Genomic DNA, 6,559 nt, shown 5'->3' with positions numbered 1-6,559 from the left:
CTTTGGCGACGACCGCATCGAGGGCGACGCCTTGAGCGTGAGCGGCAGCGCCGCGTTTGGCAACAAGAACGCGGGTGCCGGCAAGGCCGTCAATGTCACGGACGTGGCGTTGAGCGGCGGCGACGCGGGCAACTATGTGCTGAGCAGCAATGCAGGCAGCACCACGGCCGACATCGGCGCGCGCGCGCTGAACCTGTCCGGCGTGGCGGGCAACAAGGTCTACGATGGCACGACGGGCGCGCAGCTGAGCCTGGGCGATGACCGCGTCGCCGGCGACAGCGTGACGGCGTCGGTCGTGGCCAATTTTGCGGACAAGAACGTGGGCGCGGCCAAGGCCGTGCAGGTGAGCGGCGCGGCGCTGACGGGTGCCGATGCGGGCAATTATTTTATCGTCTTGCCGACGGGCCTGCTGGCCAGCATTACGCCCGCCAGCCTGACCCTGGCAAGCCTGAGCGCCGCCGGCAAGGTCTATGACGGTACGACTTCCGCGACGGTCAGCGCCTCGGTGAGCGGCGTGCTGGGCCAGGATGTGGTCAGCGTGGTGGGTGGCAGCGGCAGCTTTGCCGACAAGAACGCGGGCGCCGGCAAGCTGGTGACGGCCAGCGGTTTCCGCCTGGCTGGCGCCGATGCGGGCAACTACGCGCTGGAAACGACGGGCGGCACGGCGCAGGCCACGATAGCGCAAAAACAATTGTCGACCTGGGTCGGCAGTGGCAGCGGCTTGTGGAGCGATGCCGCCAACTGGGACGGCGGCGTGGTGCCGGAAGGCGCGAACGTGCTGGCTGTCGACTTTGGCAACAGCAAGGGCATCGTCACCTACAGCGCGGCGGCCGGCAGCACCATCTTGAAGAACTTGAATGCGGCGACGGGCTTGCTGTTGACGGGCGGCAGCCTGACCCTCGGTGACAGTGCGCTGGATATCTCCGTGCTGGGCGGCCTGGCCGGCCTGGAAATCAACGGCGGCAGCTTGCTGCTGAACGGCAGCCTGTCGGCCGACCGTTACGCGCAAGGCGGCGGCATGCTGAGCGGCAATGGGAACTTGCTCGTCGCCAACAGTTTTAATCAGACGGCCGGCGCCATCCGTCTGGCGGGCCAACTCGCCATCACGCAAGCGGCTGGCGACTTGCGCTTCGCCAGCCTGGCGGCGAACGAAGTACGCTTGAGCGCCCTGAACGGCGCCATCGGCCAGGACGGCGCGCTGCTCGCCAGCAGCCTGGCTGCGCAAGCGCGCGATGGCATCGTGCTGGGCAATGCGGGCAACCAGGTGGGCAGTTTTACCGCCAGCAATAGTGCAGGGGGGGGCATTGCGTTGAACAATACCTCGGCGCCGGGCACCTTGACTCTGGGAACGCTGACCACGGGCGCGGGCAATATCGCCATCGACAATACGGGCGGCATCGCGGCCGGCAACATCAATGCGAATGGTGGCAACGTCAGCTTGACGGCGCACAGCCCCGTCTCCGTCAACGGCAAGATCGAGGGCAGGGACATCGCCCTCAATGCCAGCACGGACGTGCTGCTGGGCGACGGCGCACAGCTGGCGGCGGCGCGCGACATCAGCCTGGTGGCCGGCGGCGACATCCGCGTCGAAGGCAATGCCAAGGTTCTCGGCGGCGGCAATTTTGCCGCCAGCGCGGGCGCGAATGTGCGCTTTGCGGACACGGCCAGCGTCGCCTTGCCGGCAGCGGCCAGCATGAGCGTGCTGGCGACAACGGGCAGTATCACGGGTGCGCCGGGCGTGCGCGTCAACCGCCAGCGCGCCAACGTCAGCTTGCTGGCACTGAACGGTGCGGTGGCCATGCCGGACGTCATCTTCCTGCCCGCCACGACCATCGACAAGCCCGTGATCGACGCCGCCACGAGCACGGCCATCGACAACGCCTTGCGCATTATCAAGCAGGCCGACCGCGCCAACCTTGCGCTCGCTTTCACGCCGACCGCCAAGCCTGACGACAAGAAAAAAGACAGCAAGGATGGTGCCGGCGCCACAGGTAAATCAACAGGATACAAAGACAATGACTCTATTAAAAAAACGTTCTGCAACTAAGGCCATGCTGTGGCTGGCCCTGATGTGCCTGGGCGCGCACGCCTGGGCCGGACAGGTGGCCGGTACCGTCATGCAATTGAGCGGTCCGCTGATGGCCAAGAAGGCCGATGGCAAGGTGAAAATCCTCGCCATCAAGTCCGAGGTCGAGCAGGGTGACACCTTGCTGACGGAAAAGGAAACCTATGCCTTGATCAAGCTGATCGACAATAGCGAAATCACCCTGAAGCCGAATACCAGTGTCGTGATCGAGCAATTCAGCTACACGGCCGAGCAGCCCGACGGCGATCACGCCATCTTCAGCTTGCTCAAGGGGGGCTTGCGCTCCGTCACGGGGCTGCTGGGCAAGCGCAACAAGGAGCGCTTCGAGATGAAGACGCCGGCAGCCACCATCGGCATTCGCGGCACGTATTTCACTGCCGAATATATCAGCGCCGGTGGCTCCAAAGCCCCGGGGCCGCCGCTACCCAAAACGGGATCGCCGGCAGGGCCGACCCTTGCGCCAGGGCTGTACACGTCGGTGACCACCGGACAAATCGTGGTGAGCAATCCAGGCGGTACGCTCGATATCGCCGCCGGCCAGTTCGGCTTTACGCCCAACTTCAGGCAGCCGCCCGTGTTGTTGCCCGTCAATCCCGGCATCCCGTTCACGCCGCCGCCAGCATTTTCGGCGCCGCCGCCCAGCGCGGGCGCCGCTTTCGGTGCCAATGCAGCAGGCGCTGTCGATTGCATCGTGCGCTGACCTTCGTGATAGGCAAGTCCGGCGCACGCCACAAATAGGGCTTGACCTTCCCATCGTTGGATAGCAGATCCTGGCCCTATTCGTTACTCTTTCGTACAGGATCTGCCATGAACCAGACCGCACTCGCTCCCGCCAATTCCAGTCCCCCCCCTCCCGCCGCCGTGCATGCGCAGGCGCTGGCCATCGAAGGCATGAGCTGCGCCTCGTGCGTGGGCCGCGTGGAAAAGGCCCTGGCCGCCGTGCCTGGCGTGAGCCAGGCCAGCGTCAACCTCGCCACGGAAATGGCCAAAGTCACGTCCAGCACGCCGATTTCCCTGGCCGCCTTGCAGGCGGCCGTGGAAAAGGCTGGCTACACGGTAGCGCAGCGCGAGATCGACCTGAATATCGCCGGCATGACATGCGCCTCTTGCGTGGGGCGGGTGGAAAAAGCCTTGCTGAAGGTGCCGGGCGTGCTGGCCGCCAGCGTCAACCTGGCCACAGAAAGCGCGCGCATCAAGGTGACGGGCGGCCTGGAGGCGGGCACCCTGATCGCCGCCATCGACAAGGCCGGCTATGCGGCCACGGTGCCCGCCGCCAGCCAGGCCGGCGCGCCCGCTGTGGCGCCGAACCGCGACGGCATGAAAGTGGCGTTCGCGGCCGTGCTGGCCTTCCCCCTGATGCTGCCCATGCTGCTCGAGTGGGCCGGCATCCATCTGATGCTGCCAGGCTGGCTGCAATTTGCGCTGGCCACGCCCGTGCAGTTTTACTTTGGCGCACGTTTCTACAAGGCGGGCTGGAAGGCGGCCCGCGCCGGCAGCGGCAATATGGATCTGCTGGTGGCGCTGGGCACGAGCGCCGCGTACGGCTTGTCCGTCTACCAGTGGCTGGATCAGTTGTCGACCCCGGGCGCGATGCTGCCGCACCTATATTTCGAGGCGTCGGCCGTCGTCATCACCCTGGTGTTGCTGGGCAAATGGCTGGAAAGCCGCGCCAAGCGCCAGACGGCCTCGGCCATTCGCGCACTGCAAGTCTTGCGTCCGGAATCGGCGCGCGTGCGCCGCGACGGCGTCGAGCTGGACTTGCCCGTGGAACAGGTCAAAGTGGGCGACCTGGTGGTGATACGTCCCGGTGAACGGGTGGCCGTCGATGGTGTCGTGGTGGAAGGCGCCAGCCAGATCAACGAATCGCTGATCACGGGTGAAAGCTTGCCGGTCGATAAGCATCCGGGCGACAAGGTCACAGGCGGCGCCATCAATGCCGATGGCTTGTTGCTGGTGCGCACGCAGGCCGTGGGCGGCGAGACGACCTTGTCGCGCATCATCCGCCTGGTGGAAGATGCGCAGGCCGCCAAGGCGCCGATCCAGCATCTGGTCGACAAGGTCAGCGCGATCTTTGTGCCCGTGGTGCTGCTGCTGGCGCTGCTGACCATGCTGGGCTGGTGGTTCGCTACCGGCGAGCTGGAGAACGCCATCATCAATGCCGTGGCCGTGCTGGTCATCGCTTGCCCCTGTGCGCTGGGCCTGGCCACGCCGACGGCCATCATGGCCGGCACGGGCGTGGCTGCCCGCTACGGCATCCTGATCAAGGATGCGGAAGCGCTGGAGGTGGCGCACGCCGTCGATACCGTCGTGTTTGACAAGACGGGCACCCTGACGGTGGGCAAGCCTGCCCTGGCGGCTCTGCATGCGCATGGCCTCGACGACGCGCGGCTGTTGCAACTGGCGGCCAGCATCCAGCGCGGCAGCGAGCACAGCCTGGCTACGGCCGTGCTCGATGCGGCGGCCGCGCGCCACATCGAACCCTTGCCAGCCACGGGCCTGTCGGCCTTGCCGGGCCGCGGTCTGGCGGCCCACGTCGATGGCCTGGAGTTGAAACTGGGCAGCACGCGGCTGATGCAGGAGTTACAGGTGGACATGGCGCCGCTGGCCGCGCAAGCGCAGGCACTGGAAGCGACGGGCAACACGATTTCATGGCTGGCGTCGGGATCGGAACTGCTGGGTCTGTTTGCCTTCAGCGACCAGGTCAAGCCGAACGCGCAGGCGGCCATTGCCCATCTGCACAGCCTGGGCATCCACACGGTGATGTTGACGGGAGATAATCAAGGCAGCGCGGATGCCGTCGGCAAACTGCTGGGCATCGACATGGTGGCGGCGAAAATGCTGCCGGCCGATAAAACCGCTAAAATTGTCGCGCTGAAAGGCGAGGGCGCGAAGGTGGCCATGGTGGGCGACGGCATCAACGATGCGCCTGCACTGGCGGCGGCCGACGTGGGCATCGCCATGTCGACAGGCACTGACGTGGCCATGCATGCGGCAGGCATCACCCTGATGCGTGGCGATCCGGCCCTGGTGGCGGACGCCATCGATATCTCGCGCCGCACCTACAGCAAGATACGGCAGAATCTGTTCTGGGCCTTCATTTATAACCTGATCGGCATTCCGCTGGCCGCCTTCGGCCTGCTCAACCCGATGGTGGCGGGCGCGGCGATGGCCTTCAGTTCCGTCAGTGTGATCAGCAATGCCCTGTTGCTGCGGCGCTGGAAAGCCCGCAGCGCGCATACCAAGGAGTCATAGGATGAATATCGGTCAGGCGGCAAGCGAAACGGGCGTGTCGGCAAAAATGATACGCTACTACGAGAGTATTGCATTGTTAAAACCCAGCGCGCGCAGCGATGCCGGCTACCGCATCTACACGCCGAACGATTTGCACGCCTTGCGATTTATCAAGCGCGGGCGGGGGCTGGGCTTTTCGCTGGAACAGATCCGCGAGCTGCTGTCGCTGTGGCAAAACGACCAGCGCGCCAGCGCGGACGTGAAAGGCATCGCCCTGGCCCACGTCGCCGAGCTCAACAAGCGCATCGCCGAACTGACGGAAATGCGCGATACCCTGGCCCACCTGGCGCAATCGTGCCACGGCGACGACAAGCCCGATTGCCCCATCCTGCAAAGCCTGGGGCTGGCTGGTGACGCGGAAGCGAAAGCCTGTTGCCATTGAGGTAAATCAAGGGAGGTAGGGTATGGCGTATGCACTGTATTACTGGCCCACGATACAGGGGCGCGGCGAATTCATCCGGCTGGCCCTGGAAGAGGCGGGCGCCGACTACCGCGATATCGCCCGTTTGCCTGCACGCCAGGGGCAAGGCGTTCCCGCCGTGCTGGCCTGCCTCGATGGCGATAGCACGCCACAGGCCGCCTTCGCGCCGCCCGTGCTGCGCGATGGCGACGTGCTGATCGGTCAGACCACGAATATCCTGCTGTACCTGGGCCGGCGCCTGGGCCTGGCGCCGCGCGCGGAAAGCGGGCGCCTGTGGCTGAACCAGCTGCAGCTGACCATGGCTGACTGGCTGACCGAAGTGCACGACACGCACCATCCGCTGTCGATGAACCAATATTATGAAGAGCAACAGCAGGCGGCCATGCTGCGCAGCGCGGATTTCCGCGCAACGCGTTTGCCCAAATTCCTCGATTATTTCACCCAGATCTTGCTGAACAGCCGCGGCCAGTATCTGTTGGGCGCAAAGCTCACGTATGGCGACCTGTCGCTGTTCCAGATGCTGGCCGGCCTGCATTATGCGTTTCCGCAAGCCATGGCGCGCCTGGCGCCCGCCTATCCTGCCTTGTCTGACTTGCACGATACGGTGGCGGCGCGCCCGAACATTGCCCGCTACCTGAAGTCGAAGCGCAGAATCGCCTTCAATGAGGAAGGCATCTTCCGCCATTACCCCGAGCTGGACGGATAAAAAAAGGCTATGTCACCGTCAGATGTGGGAATGCTCCCAGCGTTGCTTTCAATAA

At 65.0% G+C, this 6,559-nt stretch carries 5 protein-coding genes; all 5 read left to right on the top strand.

Going from position 1 to position 6,559, the window contains the following annotated elements; all coding sequences use genetic code 11:
• A partial coding sequence (locus AC54AF_RS26785; protein ID WP_496639011.1) for a YDG domain-containing protein occupies nt 1-2,047 on the top strand: 2,047 nt, incomplete at its 5' end.
• Nucleotides 2,048-2,051: 4 nt separating this feature from the next.
• The gene (locus AC54AF_RS26780) at nt 2,052-2,786 is read left to right on the top strand and encodes a FecR family protein (protein WP_496639010.1); all 735 of its coding nucleotides are present in this window, start codon (nt 2,052-2,054) and stop codon (nt 2,784-2,786) included.
• Between the two features lie 107 nt (nt 2,787-2,893).
• Nucleotides 2,894-5,338, top strand: coding sequence for a heavy metal translocating P-type ATPase (locus tag AC54AF_RS26775; protein WP_496639009.1), 2,445 nt, complete (start codon nt 2,894-2,896; stop codon nt 5,336-5,338).
• A gap of 1 nt (nt 5,339) precedes the next feature.
• Nucleotides 5,340-5,759, top strand: a complete 420-nt coding sequence (gene cueR / locus AC54AF_RS26770; RefSeq protein WP_496639008.1) for a Cu(I)-responsive transcriptional regulator — start codon at nt 5,340-5,342, stop codon at nt 5,757-5,759.
• A gap of 22 nt (nt 5,760-5,781) precedes the next feature.
• Nucleotides 5,782-6,504, top strand: coding sequence for a glutathione S-transferase (locus AC54AF_RS26765; RefSeq protein WP_496639007.1), 723 nt, complete (start codon nt 5,782-5,784; stop codon nt 6,502-6,504).
• Nucleotides 6,505-6,559: the final 55 nt, after the last annotated feature.

The sequence above is a fragment of the Janthinobacterium sp. JF4 genome (genome assembly GCF_059617925.1).
The sequence above is the reverse complement of the archived record's forward strand: the minus strand, read 5'-3'. Positions and strand labels throughout refer to the sequence as shown.